This window comes from Pluralibacter sp. (assembly GCF_019237635.1).
Lineage (GTDB): Bacteria > Pseudomonadota > Gammaproteobacteria > Enterobacterales > Enterobacteriaceae > Enterobacter_B.
The window spans coordinates 1-17,450 of sequence record NZ_JAFAGS010000176.1 but is presented as its reverse complement, the minus strand read 5'-3'; the positions used below and the strand labels follow the sequence as shown (position 1 = coordinate 17,450).

At 59.5% G+C, this 17,450-nt stretch carries 14 protein-coding genes; 11 read left to right on the top strand and 3 right to left on the bottom strand.

Features of this window, described 5'->3' with window-relative positions:
• The first annotated feature begins 44 nt into the window (after positions 1–44).
• From thiB to thiQ, 3 genes are read left to right on the top strand one after another with little or no spacing between them, the layout of a single operon-like run.
• The gene (gene thiB / locus JO226_RS20585) at positions 45–1,028 is read left to right on the top strand and encodes a thiamine ABC transporter substrate binding subunit (protein ID WP_296406886.1); all 984 of its coding nucleotides are present in this window, start codon (positions 45–47) and stop codon (positions 1,026–1,028) included.
• On the top strand, positions 1,004–2,614 hold the full coding sequence (gene thiP / locus JO226_RS20580; RefSeq protein ID WP_296406884.1) for a thiamine/thiamine pyrophosphate ABC transporter permease ThiP: 1,611 nt from the start codon (positions 1,004–1,006) through the stop codon (positions 2,612–2,614). Before thiB ends, thiP begins: the two co-directional genes overlap by 25 nt.
• Positions 2,598–3,290 carry a thiamine ABC transporter ATP-binding protein ThiQ gene (gene thiQ / locus JO226_RS20575; RefSeq protein WP_296406882.1) on the top strand — a complete coding sequence of 231 codons (693 nt, stop codon included), beginning with the start codon at positions 2,598–2,600 and terminating at the stop codon, positions 3,288–3,290. The genes thiP and thiQ overlap by 17 nt, the downstream gene beginning before the upstream one ends.
• Before the next feature lie 7 nt (positions 3,291–3,297).
• Here the strand turns inward: thiQ and JO226_RS20570 are convergent, their stop codons facing one another.
• Together JO226_RS20570 and araC are read right to left on the bottom strand one after the other, a co-directional pair.
• A complete protein-coding gene (locus JO226_RS20570; protein WP_296406880.1) occupies positions 3,298–4,065 on the bottom strand; it encodes a DedA family protein in 768 nt (255 codons plus the stop codon).
• A gap of 123 nt (positions 4,066–4,188) precedes the next feature.
• Positions 4,189–5,040 (bottom strand): arabinose operon transcriptional regulator AraC, encoded by an 852-nt coding sequence (gene araC, locus JO226_RS20565; RefSeq protein ID WP_296406878.1) that lies wholly within the window; start codon positions 5,038–5,040, stop codon positions 4,189–4,191.
• A 213-nt stretch (positions 5,041–5,253) separates the two neighbouring features.
• Between araC and araB the strand changes: the two genes are divergently transcribed.
• The 7 genes from araB to rluA all read left to right on the top strand — a co-directional run bounded on the left by araB (position 5,254) and on the right by rluA (position 15,356).
• Positions 5,254–6,954: a ribulokinase gene (gene araB, locus JO226_RS20560; RefSeq protein ID WP_296406876.1), complete on the top strand. Its 1,701-nt coding sequence runs from the start codon at positions 5,254–5,256 to the stop codon at positions 6,952–6,954.
• A gap of 10 nt (positions 6,955–6,964) precedes the next feature.
• Entirely contained in the window at positions 6,965–8,470 is a 1,506-nt protein-coding gene (araA, locus tag JO226_RS20555; RefSeq protein WP_296406874.1) for an L-arabinose isomerase, read from the top strand.
• A 47-nt stretch (positions 8,471–8,517) separates the two neighbouring features.
• Positions 8,518–9,213 carry an L-ribulose-5-phosphate 4-epimerase gene (gene araD / locus JO226_RS20550; RefSeq protein ID WP_296406872.1) on the top strand — a complete coding sequence of 232 codons (696 nt, stop codon included), beginning with the start codon at positions 8,518–8,520 and terminating at the stop codon, positions 9,211–9,213.
• 80 nt (positions 9,214–9,293) lie between these two features.
• Positions 9,294–11,651, top strand: coding sequence for a DNA polymerase II (polB, locus tag JO226_RS20545; RefSeq protein ID WP_296406870.1), 2,358 nt, complete (start codon positions 9,294–9,296; stop codon positions 11,649–11,651).
• The gene (locus JO226_RS20540) at positions 11,648–11,770 is read left to right on the top strand and encodes a hypothetical protein (RefSeq protein WP_296406868.1); all 123 of its coding nucleotides are present in this window, start codon (positions 11,648–11,650) and stop codon (positions 11,768–11,770) included. The genes polB and JO226_RS20540 overlap by 4 nt, the downstream gene beginning before the upstream one ends.
• A 10-nt stretch (positions 11,771–11,780) precedes the next feature.
• Complete coding sequence (gene rapA, locus JO226_RS20535) at positions 11,781–14,687, top strand: RNA polymerase-associated protein RapA (protein WP_296406866.1); 2,907 nt, start codon at positions 11,781–11,783, stop codon at positions 14,685–14,687.
• 9 nt (positions 14,688–14,696) lie between these two features.
• The gene (rluA, locus tag JO226_RS20530; protein WP_296406864.1) at positions 14,697–15,356 is read left to right on the top strand and encodes a bifunctional tRNA pseudouridine(32) synthase/23S rRNA pseudouridine(746) synthase RluA; all 660 of its coding nucleotides are present in this window, start codon (positions 14,697–14,699) and stop codon (positions 15,354–15,356) included.
• Positions 15,357–15,392: 36 nt separating this feature from the next.
• On the opposite strand, the gene djlA is transcribed toward rluA, so the two are convergent.
• Positions 15,393–16,211 carry a co-chaperone DjlA gene (gene djlA / locus JO226_RS20525; RefSeq protein WP_296406862.1) on the bottom strand — a complete coding sequence of 273 codons (819 nt, stop codon included), beginning with the start codon at positions 16,209–16,211 and terminating at the stop codon, positions 15,393–15,395.
• Positions 16,212–16,403: 192 nt separating this feature from the next.
• Between djlA and lptD the strand changes: the two genes are divergently transcribed.
• On the top strand, positions 16,404–17,450 hold a 1,047-nt coding region (lptD, locus tag JO226_RS20520; RefSeq protein ID WP_296406861.1), incomplete at its 3' end, for an LPS assembly protein LptD.

The window sequence follows — 17,450 nt, the reverse complement described above, 5'->3', positions numbered from 1 at the left end:
AGGCTCACTCAAAATCCTTTGCCACCCAATTTCTGAGGTGCAAAGTGCTGAAAAAACTCCTGCCGTTGCTGGCGATCGTAAGCGTGCCCGTTTTCGCTAAACCTGTTCTGACCGTCTATACCTATGACTCCTTTTCCGCCGACTGGGGGCCGGGGCCTGCGGTGAAAAAAGCGTTTGAAGCCGACTGCAGCTGTGAGCTGAAGTACGTGGCGCTGGAAGACGGCGTATCGCTGCTCAATCGCCTGCGCATGGAGGGCAAAAACAGCAAAGCGGATATCGTACTGGGGCTGGATAACAACCTGCTGCAGGCAGCGACCGATACCGGGTTGTTCGCGAAAAGCGGCGTTCCCGCCTCCTCGGTCACCGTGCCGGGCGGCTGGAACAATGACACTTTCGTACCGTTCGATTACGGCTACTTCGCGTTTGTCTACGACAAGAACAAACTCAAAAACCCGCCGAAAAGCTTAAAAGAGCTGGTCGAAAGCGACCAGAAATGGCGGGTAATTTACGAAGATCCGCGCACCAGCACCCCGGGCCTTGGCCTGCTGCTGTGGATGCAGAAAGTGTATGGCGATAAGACGCCGGACGCCTGGCAAAAGCTGGCCGCGAAAACCGTTACCGTAACGAAGGGCTGGAGCGAAGCGTACGGCCTGTTCCTGAAAGGCGAGAGCGACCTGGTGTTAAGCTATACCACCTCTCCGGCCTACCACATCATCGAAGAGAAGAAAGATAACTACGCGGCGGCCAACTTCGCGGAAGGCCACTACCTGCAGGTGGAGGTCGCCGCCCGTACCGCCGCCAGCAAACAGCCGGAGCTGGCGGAGAAATTCCTGAAATTTATGGTTTCCCCCGCTTTCCAGACGGCAATCCCGACCGGTAACTGGATGTATCCGGTGACGCAGGTCGCGCTGCCGGAAGGCTTTAACGGCCTGGTAAAACCCGCCACAACGCTTGAATATACGCCGCAACAGGTTGCCAGCGAGCGCCAGAACTGGATTAACGCATGGCTTCGCGCCGCCAGCCGCTGATCGCCAGCTGGCTTATCCCGGGACTGACGGTCACCCTCCTGATGGTGGCCGTTGCGCTGGCGGCCTTTCTGGCGCTCTGGATGAATGCGCCGCAGGCAGAGTGGGGCGCGTTGATGCAGGACAGCTATCTCTGGCACGTGGTGCGTTTCTCCTTCTGGCAGGCGTTTTTGTCGGCGCTGCTGTCGGTGCTCCCGGCGATATTCCTCGCCCGCGCCCTTTACCGGCGCCGTTTTCCCGGACGTCAGGCGCTGCTGCGCCTGTGCGCAATGACGCTTATTCTGCCGGTGCTGGTCGCGGTCTTCGGCATCCTGAGCGTCTATGGCCGTCAAGGCTGGCTGGCGCAGCTGTTCCACGCCGCCGGTTGGCAATGGACGTTTTCGCCCTATGGCCTGCAGGGCATCCTGCTGGCGCACGTCTTCTTCAATATGCCGATGGCGACGCGCCTGCTGTTGCAGGCGCTTGAGCAGATCCCCGGCGAGCAGCGGCAGCTGGCCGCCCAGCTCGGCATGCGCGGTTTCGCCTTCTTCCGCTTCGTCGAGTGGCCGTGGATGCGACGCCAGCTTCCGCCCGTCGCGGCGCTCATTTTTATGCTCTGTTTCGCCAGCTTCGCAACGGTGCTGTCGCTCGGCGGAGGTCCGCACGCCACCACCATTGAGCTTGCCATCTATCAGGCGCTAAGTTTTGACTACGATCCGGGGCGCGCGGCCATGCTGGCGCTCATCCAGATGCTGTGCTGCCTCGGGCTGATGCTGCTCAGCCAGCGGCTGAGCAAAGCGGTGGCGCCCGGATTTACCCACCACAGCGGCTGGCGCGATCCTGACGATCGCCTGCACAGCCGCATCGCCGACAGCGTGTTGATCGCGCTCGCCCTGCTGTTGCTCATTCCGCCGCTGCTGGCGGTAGTGGTCGACGGCGTGAACGGCAACCTGCCGGACGTGCTTTCGCGCCCGGTGCTCTGGCGGGCGCTCTGGACTTCGCTGCGTATCGCCATTGCGGCCGGACTGCTTAGCCTGATCCTCACCGTGATGCTGTTGTGGAGCAGCCGCGAGCTTCGCGCGCGTCATTATCCGCTGGCCGGTCAGACCATGGAGCTCAGCGGCACGCTGATTCTGGCGATGCCCGGCATCGTGCTGGCCACCGGCTTTTTCCTGCTGCTCACCAACAGCATTGGGCTTCCCGCTTCGGCTGACGGCATCGTCATCTTCACCAACGCGCTGATGGCTATCCCCTATGCGCTGAAGGTGCTGGAAACCCCCATGCGGGACATCACCGCCCGCTATGGCCCGCTGTGCCAGTCGCTGGGCATGCAGGGGCTCAACCGCCTGCGGGTTGTGGAGCTGCGCGCCCTCAAGCGGCCGCTGGCGCAGGCGCTGGCGTTTGCCTGCGTACTGTCGATTGGCGATTTCGGCGTTGTGGCGCTGTTCGGCAACGATGACTTCCGCACGCTGCCCTTCTATCTTTATCAGCAGATTGGCGCTTACCGCAGCCAGGACGGCGCCGTAACGGCTCTCCTGCTGCTGCTGCTCTGCTTCGTGCTTTTTACCGTGATCGAGAAACTACCGGGCCGCGATGCTAAAACTCAATGATATCACCTGGCTGTATCAACATTTGCCGATGCGTTTTACCTTCGCAGCGAACCCCGGCGAGCAGATTGCCGTGCTTGGCCCCAGCGGCGCGGGGAAAAGCACGCTGCTGAACCTGATTGCCGGTTTTCTGGCGCCGGCCAGCGGCACGCTGACGATAGCGGGACAGGACCACACCCATACCCCGCCGTCGAAACGACCGGTATCCATGCTGTTTCAGGAAAATAATCTGTTCAGCCACCTGACCATTCATCAGAACATCGGGCTGGGGATGACACCAGGCTTACGCCTCAGCGCGCAGCAGCGGAACACGCTGGAGACGATCGCCGCGCAGATGAACATTACCACACTGCTGGACAGGCTGCCGGGTGAGCTTTCCGGCGGGCAGCGGCAACGGGCGGCGCTGGCGCGCTGTCTGGTGCGCGAACAGCCGGTGCTGCTGCTGGATGAACCGTTTTCCGCGCTCGACCCGGCGCTGCGTCAGGAGATGCTGCAGCTGGTCGGCGATGTTTGCCGCCGCCAGCAGTTAACGCTGCTGATGGTCTCCCACAGCGTCGAGGACGCCGCGCGCATCGCCGCGCGCTCGCTGGTGGTGGCTGAAGGACGCATCGCCTGGGACGGCCCCACCGCCGACCTGTTAAGCGGAAAGGCCAGCGCCTCGCCGCTCCTGGGGCTGTGACGCAGCCTCAGCGGCTGACGACCTTGCCTAAAATTTCAAGATAAACCGGCATGAGCGGGTGGCGCAGCAGCGCCACCAGCGCCGCCGCGCCCAACCCGAGCATCAGCGGCGAGAGCCACAGCAGCCGGGCGCGGGGCAGATAACGGGTCAGCTTGTCGATACCGGATTTGCCGCTGCGCCACAGGCGCCAGCAAAGCCAGACCGCGAGCCACAGCAGCAGCGCCGCCAGCAGCAGCAGCCACTTAAAGCTGCCGCTGTGCGCGTCCGCCGGAATACCGATGGCGGCCCCGGCGAGGATCCCCGGCAAAAAGTAGACCGGCGGCCAGAGCAAGCAGCCAATGATATTGGGCAGCACGAATTTCATGACCGGCAGACTGAGCATCCCGGCCACCATCGGCACCAGCGGACGCGTTGGCCCGACAAAACGGCCAATCAGGATAGTCACCATGCTGTGCTGATGCAGGGCATGCTCGGTTTTATCAAGCAACGCTTTGTTCTTTTTCATGAACGACAAGCGGTGCAGCGGTTTTTTAAAGCGCCAGCCGAGCCAGAAGGAGATCCAGTCGCCCATCAGACAGCCGGTCATGCCTGCCAGCCACGCCTGCCAGAAGTTTACATCGCCGCTGCCGATAAGCGCCCCGAGTCCCGCCATCATCACGGTGCCCGGCAGGATAAGCCCCACCAGCGCCAGTGATTCCAGAAACGCGACCAGCGCCACAGCAATCAACGAGTACATCACCGACTGGGTGATAAAATGTTCCAGCAAAGCTTGCATAAGGCATCCGGTTGGTAAAAGAAGCAGGGATTTTCCAGAGCGATGGCGACATCGTCAAGCCATCAATTGTCTGAATAGTTTACAGGTTCGATGCCGGAACTGGCTTTCTGGTTCACTTTTTTTTCACACGTTACTAACACCAGCGCGGAATTCGCTGGGGCTGGCGCCGGTGCATTTTTTAAATACGCGGGAAAAGTAGAGCTGATCTTCAAACCCGACGTTGCGCCCGACGCTGGCGATCGGCATGCGGGTGGTGCTGAGCAGCAGTTTGGCCTGGCTGATACGCTGGTCTTCGCGCCAGCTCAACACGCTGACGCCAAGCTGCTGGCGGAAAAGATGGGACAGGCGCGACGGAGACAGGCAGACGTGCTGCGCGACGCTTGCGATATCAAACTGGCTGTCCGCCAGATGATCGCTAATGTACTGACAGGCGTCGCGGACGCGGTTGTCCATCGGCGGATGCAGGGATTCATTGATGGCCTCCACCCGCCGCAGCAGCAGCTGTTCCAGCAGGTTGATCGCCAGCAGTTCGGAATAGCGCCCGGCCCCCTGCCCGGCCTCGATAATTTGCCCGAATAACCCGGCAAACTGCGCCTGATGCGCCTCGTTGGGGCGGTAAAACCCGGTCTGCGCGAACAGCGTCGGCCATGTCAGCCATTCATGCCAGTAGGCGCGCGGGCGAAAGTAAACCCACTGGTGATACCACTCCTGGGCCAGCGGATGGCGGCCATAGTGGTGAATTTCTCCCGGCGGAAACAGCACCATATCGCCGGGGCGGCACACGAACTGATTCCCCTGGTTGTTGATAACCCCCTCCCCGCGCACGGTCAGGTTGAGAATATAGCCTTTCATACCCAGCGGTCGGTCGATGAAAAAATCGAGATAGCCGTCGGCCTCAATCGGCGTTAATCCCGCGACCAGGTGGGCATTAAATGAGTAGCCAGGTAACAGAGGATCATTTTGCGTTTCAGCCATGAAAAATCTCCATCATCGCGCTCAGGGGAAATCAATTGTCCATATTGCCAGCGAAGCGTAAAAGGCAAAAGCAGCCTGAAAGAATATTTGCACGACGTCACACTTTGCCTCGTTACAGCAATATCGTCCATAAGATTAGCGGTTCAAACCTGACGCTTTTTTCCGCCGAAATCTACTGTTGCTGCATGTCCGTTTTTGTAGGGAGCAACCAGGATGGCAATAGCGATAGGCCTCGATTTTGGCAGTGACTCGGTGCGAGCGCTGGCGGTGGATTGCGCCACCGGCCAGGAAATAGCGACCGCCGTAGAATGGTATCCCCGCTGGCAGGAGGGACGCTTTTGCGATGCGCCCAACAACCAGTTCCGCCATCACCCCCTTGATTACATTGAGGCGATGGAGGCGGCGTTAACGCAGGTACTCAGCGAACTGGACGAGCCCGGACGCGCCAGCGTCATCGGCATCGGCGTCGACAGCACCGGCTCTACGCCTGCACCCATTGACGAGCACGGCAACGTGCTGGCGCTGCGCCCGGAGTTTGCCGATAACCCCAACGCCATGTTCGTACTGTGGAAGGATCATACGGCGGTTGAGGAAGCCGAAGCGATCACCCGTCTGTGTCACCAGCCGGGCGACGTGGACTACTCACGCTATATCGGCGGCGTTTATTCCAGCGAGTGGTTCTGGGCGAAAATTCTCCATGTCACCCGTCAGGACCGCCGGGTGGCGCAGGCCGCCGCCTCCTGGATCGAGCTGTGCGACTGGGTTCCGGCACTGCTTTCCGGCACCACCCGCCCGCAGGATATTCGCCGCGGCCGCTGCAGCGCCGGGCACAAATCCCTGTGGCACGACAGTTGGGGAGGCCTGCCTCCGGCCAGCTTCTTTGACCGCCTGGACCCGTTAATTAATCAGCATCTCGACTACCCGTTGTTTACCGAGACCTGGACCGCCGATGTGCCAGTCGGCACCCTGTGCGCCGAGTGGGCGCAGCGGCTTGGATTACCGGAGACAGTGGTGATTTCCGGCGGCGCGTTCGACTGCCATATGGGCGCCGTCGGCGCGGGCGCGCAGCCGAACACCCTGGTAAAAGTCATCGGCACCTCGACCTGCGACATTCTGATCGCCGATAAGGCCAGCGTCGGCGAACGGGCGGTTCAGGGGATTTGCGGGCAGGTGGACGGCAGCGTCGTACCGGACTTTATCGGGCTGGAGGCCGGGCAATCAGCCTTTGGCGATATCTATGCCTGGTTTGGCCGCCTTCTTGGCTGGCCGCTTGAGCAGCTTCTCGCGCAGCATCCGGAGCTCGCCGAGCAAATCAAAGCAAGCCAGAAACAGCTGCTACCCGCCCTCACCGAGGCCTGGGCCGACAATCCGTCGCTGGCGCACCTGCCGGTGGTGCTCGACTGGTTTAACGGCCGCCGCACCCCCAACGCGAACCAACGGCTGAAGGGCGTCATTACCGATCTTAACCTGGCGACAGACGCTCCGGCGCTGTTCGGCGGGCTTATCGCCGCGACCGCGTTTGGCGCTCGCGCCATCATGGAGTGCTTTACCCATCAGGCGATCACCGTCAACGGCGTGATGGCGCTGGGCGGCATTGCGCGTAAAAACCCGGTCATCATGCAGACCTGCTGCGACGTGCTCAACCGACCGCTGCAGATTGTCGCCTCCGATCAGTGCTGTGCGCTGGGCGCCGCGATTTTCGCCGCCGTCGCCGCTGGCGTTCACACCGATATCCCCACCGCGCAGCAGAAGATGGCCAGCCGAATCGAAAGCACCCTGCAGCCTCGTCCCGTACAGGCGCAGCGCTTTGAGCAGCTTTACCAGCGCTATCTGCAGTGGGCGAACAGCGCAGAACAGCATTACCTCCCCGACGCCGCGCCGGTAAAAAACGCACCGGCCGCGCAGACTCATTAAGGACAGGAACATGACGATTTTTAACGACTATGAAGTGTGGTTTGTCATCGGCAGTCAGCATCTGTACGGCCCTGAGGCGCTGCATAAGGTTACCCAGCACGCGGAACACGTGGTGAATGCCCTGAACGCGGAAGGCAAGCTACCCTGTAGACTGGTCCTGAAACCGCTTGGCACCACGCCGGATGAAATTACCCATATCTGCCGGGATGCCAACTACAGCGACAAATGCGCGGGGTTGGTGGTGTGGCTCCACACCTTCTCACCGGCGAAAATGTGGATTAACGGCCTGAGCATCCTCAACAAACCGCTGCTGCAGTTCCACACCCAGTTCAATGCCGCGCTGCCGTGGGACAGCATTGACATGGACTTTATGAACCTGAACCAAACCGCGCATGGCGGCCGCGAATTCGGCTTCATCGGCGCGCGCATGCGCCTGAACCACAGCGTGGTCACCGGCCACTGGCAGGACCCGCAGGCGCAACAGCGCATCGGCTCCTGGATGCGTCAGGCGGTATCCACTCAGGATACCCGTCACCTGAAAGTGGTGCGTTTTGGCGACAACATGCGTGAAGTGGCGGTTACCGACGGCGATAAGGTTGCCGCACAGATCAAATTCGGCTTCTCAGTCAACACCTGGGGCGTTGGCGATCTGGTGCAGGTGGTGAACGAGATTGCCGATGGCGATGTCAGCGCGCTGGTGGATGAATATGAAAGCCGCTACCGCCTGACGCCTGCCGCGCAGGTGAAAGGCGATAAGCGCCAGAACGTGCTGGACGCGGCGCGCATTGAGCTCGGCATGAAGCGGTTTTTGCAGCAGGGCGGTTTCCATGCCTTTACCACCACATTTGAAGACCTCCATGGCCTGAAGCAGCTTCCCGGCCTCGCCGTACAGCGCTTAATGCAGCAAGGTTACGGCTTTGCCGGTGAAGGCGACTGGAAAACCGCCGCCCTGCTGCGCATCATGAAAGTGATGTCGACCAGCCTGCCGGGCGGCACCTCGTTTATGGAGGACTACACCTACCACTTCGATCACGGCAACGATCTGGTGCTGGGATCGCATATGCTGGAAGTGTGTCCGACAATCGCCACCGACGAGAAACCGGTCCTCGACGTGCAGTACCTCGGCATCGGCGGCAAGGCCGATCCGGCCCGCCTTATCTTCGACACCAAAACCGGCCCGGGCATCGTCGCCAGCCTTATCGATCTGGGCGACCGTTTCCGCCTGCTGGTTAACACCATTGAAACCGTAAAAACGCCGCACAGCCTGCCGAAACTGCCGGTGGCGAACGCCCTGTGGAAAGCGCAGCCGGACCTGCAAACGGCCTCTGAAGCCTGGATCATCGCTGGCGGCGCGCACCATACCGTCTTCAGCCACGCGCTGACGCTGGAGGATATGCGTCAGTTCAGCGAGTTGCATGACATTGAGCTGACGGTTATCGATAACGACACCCGACTACCGGCCTTTAAAGATGCGCTGCGCTGGAATGAGGTGTATTACGGCGGCAAACGCCAGTAAACCGGCGCCCTCTCCCTTACGTGAGAGGGCCTGAGCGAGGGGAAAACATGCTTGAAGATCTCAAACGCCAGGTCCTTGACGCCAATCTGGCGCTACCGGAACACCACCTGGTCACGCTGACGTGGGGCAACGTCAGCGCCGTCGACCGCGCGCGCGGCGTTTTCGTTATTAAACCCTCCGGCGTCGACTACCGTCAGATGACCGCTGACGATATAGTGGTCGTCAGTCTGGAGACCGGCGAGGTGGTGGAAGGCCGCAAGAAACCGTCATCGGATACGCCGACGCACCGGCTGCTGTACCAGGCGTTTCCCACGATTGGCGGCATTGTGCATACCCACTCGCGCCATGCCACCATCTGGGCGCAGGCGGGGTTGGCCATTCCGGCCACCGGCACCACGCATGCGGACTATTTCTACGGCGCTATCCCCTGCACCCGCAAAATGACCGACACGGAAATCAACGGCGAGTATGAATGGGAAACCGGTAAGGTTATCGTTGAAACGTTCGCCGCGCAGGGGCTCGATGCCGCACAGATGCCTGGCGTACTGGTGCATTCTCACGGTCCATTCGCCTGGGGCAAGAACGCCGAAGATGCGGTACATAACGCCATCGTACTGGAAGAGGTCGCCTATATGGGGATCTTCTGCCACCAGCTTACGCCGCAGTTACCTGAGATGCAGCAGACGCTGCTGGACAAGCATTATCTGCGCAAGCACGGCGCTAAAGCGTATTACGGCCAGTAGAATAACTGTATAAAACCACAGCAAAACCAGACAAACCAGGCTATAATCAGGCCTGGTTTTTTGCTGAATGAGCGATCGACGTGACCCAGGCGCGAGAAGGCTTTTTATTAACCCGCCACTGGCGGGATACGCCGCAGGGCACCGAGGTGTCATTCTGGCTGGCGACCGACGACGGCCCGCTGCAGGTGACGCTGCCGCCGCAGGAGTCTGTGGCCTTTATTCCCGAATTCCAGCGCGCGCAGGCGGAACGCCTGCTGCATAGCGAGCGGGACGCCCGCCTGGCGCCGCTGGCGTTGCAGGATTTTCACCGTCAGCCGGTCTTTGGTCTTTACTGCCGTTCGCACCGTCAGTTGATGCGCCTCGAAAAGCTGCTGCGGGAAGCAGGCATCACCGTCTATGAAGCCGATATTCGCCCGCCGGAACGCTATCTGATGGAGCGGTTTATCACCGCGCCGGTGTGGGTGGAAGGCGAGCGTCAGGATAACGTGCTGACCGGTGCCCGGCTCAAGCCCAACCCCCACTATCGCCCACCGCTGAAATGGGCGTCGCTGGATATCGAAACAACGCGCCACGGCGAACTCTACTGCATCGGTCTCGAAGGCTGCGGTCAGCGGGTCGTCTATATGCTGGGGCCGGAAAACGGCGATGCGGCGGGCTGCGATTTTCAGCTGGAGTACGTCGCCAGCCGCCCGCAATTGCTGGAAAAACTCAACGCCTGGTTCGCCACCCACGACCCGGACGTCATCATTGGCTGGAACCTGGTGCAGTTCGATCTCCGCGTGCTGCAAAAACATGCCGAACGTTACCGAATTCCCCTGATGCTGGGGCGCGGCAATACCGAGATTGAATGGCGCGAGCACGGTTTCAAAAACGGCGTCTTCTTTGCCCAGGTCAATGGTCGGCTCATTATCGACGGCATTGAGGCGCTGAAGTCGGCGTTCTGGAGCTTCGCCTCCTTTTCACTGGAGTCGGTGTCGCAGGAACTGCTCGGCGAAGGGAAATCGATCGACAATCCCTGGGACCGAATGGACGAAATCGACCGTCGCTTCGCCGAAGATAAACCAGCGCTCGCCACCTATAACCTGAAAGACTGCGAGCTGGTGACGCGGATTTTCCACAAAACCGAAATCATGCCGTTTTTGCTTGAGCGCGCCACGGTCAACGGGCTGCCCGCCGATCGCCACGGCGGCTCGGTCGCCGCCTTTAGCCACCTCTATTTTCCGCGCATGCACCGGCTGGGCTATGTTGCGCCAAATCTCGGCGAGGTTCCGCCGCAGGCCAGCCCCGGCGGCTATGTGATGGATTCGCGGCCAGGGCTATACGACTCCGTACTGGTGCTGGATTATAAAAGCCTGTACCCGTCGATCATTCGCACCTTTCTTATCGACCCCGTCGGCCTTATTGAAGGGATGGCGCAGCCGGATCCCACCCACAGCACCGAAGGTTTTCTTGGGGCATGGTTCTCACGCGACAAACACTGTTTGCCGGGGATCGTCAGCCAGATCTGGCACGGGCGCGACGATGCCAAAGCCCACCACAACAAACCGCTGTCCCAGGCGCTGAAGATCATCATGAACGCCTTTTACGGCGTGCTGGGCACCAGCGCCTGCCGTTTTTTCGATCCCCGCCTCGCCTCGTCGATCACCATGCGCGGGCACGCGATCATGCGCCAGACCAAAGCGCTGATTGAGTCACAGGGCTATGATGTGATTTACGGCGACACCGACTCAACCTTCGTCTGGCTCAAACGCGCCCATGGCGAAGAGGAAGCGGCGGCGATTGGCAGACAACTGGTGGCTTTCGTCAACGACTGGTGGGCGAAAACGCTGGCAGCAGAAGGGCTCACCAGCGCCATGGAACTGGAGTTCGAAACCCATTTCTGCCGCTTCCTGATGCCGACCATCCGTGGCACGGAGACTGGCAGCAAGAAGCGCTATGCCGGAATGATCCAGAACGGCGATGAACAACGACTGGTGTTCAAAGGGCTTGAAACGGTACGCACCGACTGGACGCCGCTGGCGCAACAGTTTCAGCAGGAGCTGTACCGCCGCATCTTTCGCCATGAGCCGTATCAGGATTTCATCCGCACGACTATCGACAACCTGATGGCAGGCAGGCTTGATGAGCAACTGGTGTACCGTAAGCAACTGCGCCGCCCGCTCGCCGAATATCAGCGCAATATACCGCCGCACGTGCGCGCCGCAAGACTGGCTGACGACGAGAACGCCAGACGCGGGCGCCCCCTGCAGTACCAGCAGCGCGGCACGATCAAATACGTCTGGACCACCGGCGGAGCAGAGCCGGTAAGCTATCAGCAGTCGCCGCTCGACTATGACCACTATTTATCTAAACAATTAGAACCGGTCGCGGAAGGAATACTCCCCTTTGTCGATGATGATTTTGCTACAATACTGACAGGGCAACTGGGGCTATTTTGACGCGTGACGAAATCACTGGCTTCCAGTACCATAGCGCCCTTTCCATTCCTGGACCCAATGTTGACTTACCGCTGGTTGTGCTGGCGGTGATGAACTATTGCCTGCAATTAAAGATATAGAGCCGAATATATGCCTTTTACACTTGGTCAGCGCTGGATTAGCGACACAGAAAGCGAACTGGGATTAGGGACAGTCGTAGCGCTGGATGCGCGCATGGTCACTCTCCTTTTCCCGGCAACCGGTGAAAACCGTCTGTACGCGCGTAACGACTCTCCCATCACCCGCGTCATGTTCAACCCGGGCGACACGGTGACCAGCCACGAAGGCTGGCAGCTGCGCATTGACGATGTAAAAGAAGAAAAAGGGCTGCTGGCGTATACCGGCACCCGTCTCGACACGCAGGAAACCGACGTGGTGCTGCGAGAAGTGCTGCTCGACAGCAAGCTGGTCTTCAGCAAACCGCAGGACCGCCTGTTCGCCGGACAAATCGACCGTATGGATCGCTTTGCCCTGCGCTATCGCGCCCGTAAGTACCATAGCGAACAGTACCGCATGCCGTGGAGCGGCCTGCGCGGCCAGCGCACCAGCCTGATTCCCCATCAGTTGCATATCGCACATGACGTCGGTCGTCGCCATGCGCCGCGCGTACTGCTGGCGGACGAAGTGGGTCTGGGTAAAACCATTGAAGCCGGGATGATCCTGCATCAACAGCTGCTCGCTGGCGCCGCCGATCGCGTGCTGGTGATTGTTCCGGAAACCCTGCAGCACCAATGGCTGGTGGAGATGCTGCGCCGCTTTAACCTGCGCTTCTCCCTGTTTGATGACGAGCGCTATGCCGAAGCCCAGCACGACGCCGACAACCCGTTTGAAACCGAACAGCTGGTTATCTGCTCGCTGGATTTCGTTCGCCGCAGTAAGCAGCGTCTTGAACACCTGTGCGATGCCGAATGGGACATCATGGTCGTCGACGAGGCGCACCACCTGGTGTGGAGCGAAGAGGCCCCAAGTCGCGAATACCAGGCCATCGAACAGCTGGCCGAACGCGTGCCCGGCGTACTGCTGCTGACGGCAACGCCGGAGCAGCTCGGCATGGAGAGCCACTTCGCGCGTCTGCGCCTGCTGGACCCGAACCGTTTCCACGATTTCACCCAGTTCGTGGAAGAGCAGAAGAACTATCGTCCGGTGGCGGACGCTGTGGCGATGCTGCTGGCAGGTAAGAAACTCAGCGATACTGAGCTCAACACGCTCGGCGACCTGATTGGCGAACAGGATATCGAACCGCTGCTACAGGCAGCGAACAGCGAAAGCGCGGATGCCGACAGCGCGCGTCAGGAACTGATCGCTATGCTGATGGACCGCCACGGCACCAGCCGCGTGCTGTTCCGCAACACCCGTAACGGCGTCAAGGGCTTCCCGAAACGCGAACTGCACACTATTAAGCTGCCGCTGCCGATGCAATACCAGACGGCGATTAAGGTCTCCGGCATTATGGGGGCGCGCAAAACCGCAGAAGACCGCGCCCGCGATATGCTCTACCCGGAGCAAATCTATCAGGAGTTTGAAGGCGACAGCGGTACCTGGTGGAACTTCGACCCGCGCGTCGAGTGGCTGATGGGCTACCTGACCAGCCATCGTTCGCAAAAGGTGCTGGTTATCTGCGCCAAAGCCGCCACCGCGCTACAGCTTGAGCAGGTGCTGCGCGAGCGCGAAGGTATTCGCGCCGCCGTCTTCCATGAAGGCATGTCCATCATCGAACGCGACCGCGCCGCCGCCTGGTTTGCCGAGGAAGATACCGGCGCGCAGGTGCTGCTGTGTTCTGAAATCGGTTCTGAAGGCCGTAACTTCCAGTTCGCCAGCCATCTGGTGATGTTCGACCTGCCGTTTAACCCGGATCTGCTGGAGCAGCGTATCGGCCGTCTGGATCGTATCGGTCAGGCGCACGATATCCAGATCCACGTTCCTTATCTGGAAAAAACCGCGCAATCCGTGCTGGTGCGCTGGTATCACGAAGGCCTGGACGCGTTCGAACACACCTGCCCGACCGGTCGCACCATTTACGATAGCGTCCACGCGCAGCTCATTAACTACCTTGCTGCGCCGGAAACCACCGACGGGTTTGACGAGCTGATCAAAGCCTGCCGCGAGCAGCACGACGCGCTGAAAGCGCAGCTGGAACAAGGCCGCGATCGACTGCTGGAAATCAACTCCAACGGCGGTGAAAAAGCGCAGGCGCTTGCCGGAAGCATTGAAGAGCAAGATGACGATACTGGCCTGATTAACTTTGCCATGAACCTGTTTGATATCATCGGCATCAACCAGGATGATCGCGGCGAAAACCTGATTGTGCTGACCCCATCCGACCATATGCTGGTGCCGGATTTCCCGGGTCTGCCGGAAGACGGCTGTACCATTACCTTTGAGCGCGATGTGGCGCTGTCCCGCGAAGATGCGCAGTTCATCACCTGGGAGCACCCGCTTATCCGCAACGGCCTGGATCTTATCCTCTCCGGCGATACCGGCAGCAGCACCATTTCGCTGCTGAAAAACAAAGCCCTGCCGGTAGGCACCCTGCTGCTGGAGCTGATTTACGTGGTGGAAGCGCAGGCGCCGAAACAGCTGCAGCTGCACCGTTTCCTGCCGCCGACGCCGGTGCGAATGCTGGTGGATAAAACCGGCAACAACCTGGCAGCCCAGGTCGAGTTTGAAAGCTTTAACCGCCAGCTGAGCGCCGTTAACCGTCATACCGGCAGCAAGCTGGTGAATGCGGTGCAGCAGGACGTTCACGCAATTCTGCAGCAGGGCGAAGCGCAGGTTGAGAAAGCCGCGCGCACGCTGATTGATGCCGCCCGCCGTGAAGCGGACGAAAAGCTGAGCGCGGAACTGTCGCGACTGGAAGCGCTGAAAGCAGTGAACCCGAACATCCGCGACGACGAGCTCGACGCCATCGAGAGCAACCGTCAGCAGGTGATGGACAGCCTCAACCAGGCTGGCTGGCGCCTGGACGCATTGCGACTGATCGTCGTGACGCACCAGTAAGGAGCGAATATGGTGTTGGACGCCTACAACCCGCCGCAGGATCCATGGCTTGTGGTGCTGTATCAGGATGAGCACATTATGGTGGTCAACAAGCCGAGCGGTTTGTTGTCCGTACCGGGCCGTCTTGAAGAGCACAAAGACAGTATCATGACCCGCGTGCAGCGTGATTTCCCGCAGGCGGAATCCGTGCATCGCCTGGACATGGCGACCAGCGGCGTGATCGTGGTGGCCCTCACCAAAGCCGCAGAGCGGGAGCTTAAGCGCCAGTTCCGCGAGCGCGAACCGAAAAAGCAGTATCTGGCGCGCGTCTTTGGTCATCCGCAACACGAAGAGGGCCTGGTGGACCTGCCGCTTATCTGCGACTGGCCGAACCGCCCAAAACAGAAAGTCTGTTTTGAGACTGGCAAAGCGGCGCAAACTGAGTATCAGGTGCAGGAGTATGGCGACGATAACACCGCGCGAGTCCTGCTAAAACCAATTACCGGGCGTTCCCACCAACTGCGCGTACATATGCAGGCGCTGGGGTACCCGATCCTCGGCGATAAGTTTTACGCCACGCCCGAGGCGCTGGCATTAGCGCCCCGGCTGCTGCTGCATGCATGGATGCTGACCATTACCCATCCGGCGTATGGCACGCCGATGACCTTCAAAGCGCCCGCGGATTTTTAACCTCTCGCTCTCGCCCTTCGGGGCGAGAGCGATGACTTACTTAAAGCCCTTCTGCTCTTTAATAAGCTCATAGGCTTTCTGAATTTCCTGCGCCTTCTGCTTCGCCATCTCCATCATCTCCGGCGGTAACCCTTTAGCGACCAGCTTATCCGGGTGATGTTCGCTCATCAGCTTGCGGTAGGCGCGCTTGATGATTGTCGCATCGTCAGAGGGTTTTACGCCCAGCACATTGCAGGCATCCTCAAGGGTCGGACCACGCTGCGCCTGCTGCCAGCCACCGCCGGACTGCGACTGCTGCTGGTATCCGCCGCCAAACTGCGCGCCGCCCTGCATCATACGCAAGAACTGCTCGAACTGGGCGCGAGAGATCCCCAGCTCATCGGCGATGACAAACAGCACTTCACGCTCGTTAGGATGCAATGACCCGTCCGCGAAAGCGGCCTGAATCTGAATTTCCAGAAACATCCGAATCAGATCAAAGCGACCAAAGCAGACGCTGCGCAACTGGCGCATTTTTTCACGCAGCGGGTAGTTATCCGCTTTACCGACGCGAAACGCGTGCTGCGCGGCGGTCCGCGAGTCGCCGTGCAGGTTCATTCTGTCCATCAGCACGCTGGCGACCTGAATATCCGCCTCGGTCACGCGCCCTTTCGATTTGGTCAGGTGCCCCATCACCTCGAAGGTGGTGGCAAAAAAGAGCGACTGGCGCTCCTGCTGATTAGCAAACCAGTTCAGCCGGCGGCTGCGAGCCCGGTCAAACAGGTGGCCTATCAGGAATCCCAGCACCACGCCCCAAAAACCGCCGCCCATCATTAAGGCAACCGCCACGCCGATCACTTTTCCCCAATACTGCATATACTCCCCAAATGGTCAAATCATCATGCCGTCAGCTAAAATATGCATTATCATACTCGTCATTCAGCACAGTACCTAACGCCACTGATTTGAACCGGCAGGATTAACACTGGCGCGTTAACGATGAGTACGTTAGTCTCTGACCGTTTGCCAGCCGCAATGCCACAGATGACGGAACAATAAATACAACGTATGAAAAAACGTATTCCCACCCTTCTGGCCACCATGATCGCCAGCGCCCTGTATAGTCAGCAAGGCGCGGCCGCCGACCTCGCATCTCAATGTATGCTAGGGGTTCCGACCTATAATCGTCCGCTGGTGCAGGGCGATGCAAATAACCTCCCCGTCACCATTAACGCCGATCACGCAAAAGGGAATTATCCTGATAATGCCGTATTTACCGGCAATGTCGATATTAACCAGGGTAATAGCCGTCTGCAGGCGGACGAGGTACAGCTGCACCAGAAAGAGGCCCCGGGTCAGGCCACGCCTGTCCGCACGGTAGATGCACTTGGCAATGTACACTATGACGATAACCAGGTGATCCTGACAGGTCCAAAAGCCTGGTCAAACCTGAACACCAAGGATACCAACGTCTGGAAAGGAGATTACCAGATGGTGGGCCGCCAGGGCCGCGGCACCGCAGACCTGATGAAACAGCGCGGCGAAAACCGCTATACCATTCTGGATAACGGCACCTTCACCTCCTGCCTGCCCGGTGCCAATACCTGGAGCGTCGTCGGCAGTGAAGTGATTCAGGACCGCCAGGAACAGGTCGCGGAAATCTGGAACGCGCGCTTTAAAATTGGCCCGGTGCCGGTTTTCTACAGCCCTTATTTACAGTTGCCGATCGGCGATAAACGTCGTTCTGGTTTCCTTATCCCGAATGCGAAATATAGCTCCACGAACGGCGTCGAATTCTATTTACCGTATTACTGGAATATTGCCCCTAACTTCGATGCCACCATCACGCCGCACTATATGCAAAAGCGCGGCGGCATTATGTGGGAAAACGAATTCCGTTATCTGACAAAAGCGGGTACCGGTCTGTTCGAATTCGACTATTTACCGTCGGATAAAATCTATAAAGATGAGCATCCCGAGGACAACGACAGCCGCCGCTGGATGTTCTACTGGAGACACTTTGGCGTACTGGACCAGGTGTGGCGTTTCAACGTCGACTACACCAAAGTCAGCGACGCCAACTACTTCAACGACTTTAGCTCCAAATACGGTTCA

Coding starts and splice junctions, on each gene's coding strand:
- thiP (WP_296406884.1), top strand. CDS start 1,004: ATGGCTTCGCGCCGCCAGCCGCTGATCGCCAGCTGGCTTATCCCGGGA.
- thiQ (WP_296406882.1), top strand. CDS start 2,598: ATGCTAAAACTCAATGATATCACCTGGCTGTATCAACATTTGCCGATG.
- JO226_RS20570 (WP_296406880.1), bottom strand. CDS start 4,065: ATGCAAGCTTTGCTGGAACATTTTATCACCCAGTCGGTGATGTACTCG.
- araC (WP_296406878.1), bottom strand. CDS start 5,040: ATGGCTGAAACGCAAAATGATCCTCTGTTACCTGGCTACTCATTTAAT.
- araB (WP_296406876.1), top strand. CDS start 5,254: ATGGCAATAGCGATAGGCCTCGATTTTGGCAGTGACTCGGTGCGAGCG.
- araA (WP_296406874.1), top strand. CDS start 6,965: ATGACGATTTTTAACGACTATGAAGTGTGGTTTGTCATCGGCAGTCAG.
- araD (WP_296406872.1), top strand. CDS start 8,518: ATGCTTGAAGATCTCAAACGCCAGGTCCTTGACGCCAATCTGGCGCTA.
- rapA (WP_296406866.1), top strand. CDS start 11,781: ATGCCTTTTACACTTGGTCAGCGCTGGATTAGCGACACAGAAAGCGAA.
- rluA (WP_296406864.1), top strand. CDS start 14,697: ATGGTGTTGGACGCCTACAACCCGCCGCAGGATCCATGGCTTGTGGTG.
- djlA (WP_296406862.1), bottom strand. CDS start 16,211: ATGCAGTATTGGGGAAAAGTGATCGGCGTGGCGGTTGCCTTAATGATG.